Source organism: Pseudoduganella sp. RAF19, assembly GCF_052114165.1.
GTDB lineage: Bacteria > Pseudomonadota > Gammaproteobacteria > Burkholderiales > Burkholderiaceae_D > Rugamonas.
Genome location: NZ_JBFREF010000035.1, coordinates 1 through 521, shown reverse-complemented (window position 1 = coordinate 521; position 521 = coordinate 1). Strand labels below are relative to the sequence as shown.

Sequence of the window (521 nt, the reverse complement as noted above, 5' to 3'; positions counted from 1 at the left end):
AGTTGCAGGCCATTCTCGCCAAGGGAGACGCTTCTGGGATTTGATGATACAAGCTGCAAGATCTATGAAGCTTGAAGGGCGAGCGGACGCTTTTATTGTTCAATGGGCCGTCGTGGCGAATGTTAAAAAAATTGACTGAAGTCGGCCAGTTGCAGTCATTTGGGAACTTAAAAATTCAGTACGGACATATGAGTCATGATTTCTACAGCTTCAGAGTTTGTTCGCTTGCGGCAGAGCGCGATTCTCGACGAATACACTCGCGCAGCGAACGAATCAGCGAGCATCCAAGTCTGGGTTGAAGTTATTGAACACTTTCCCGATATGCTTGAATGGGTTGCTCATAACAAGACTGTACCGCTTCCGATCCTTGAAATTCTGTCGCTGAATTTGGACCCTAAAGTTCGCTATGCCGTTGCAGTAAAACGGAAGCTCAGCTCAGAACTATTTGATCGTCTTGCACGTGACCCGGACGAAACTGTTCGCGCCGCAATCGCGCATAACGCAAAGGTTCCAATTGAAGT

1 pseudogene is annotated in these 521 nt (G+C 47.6%); it reads left to right on the top strand.

From position 1 onward, the window contains the following. Positions 1 to 195: 195 nt before the first annotated feature. Positions 196 to 521, top strand: a pseudogene (locus AB4Z19_RS30475) (hypothetical protein); the annotation flags it as partial.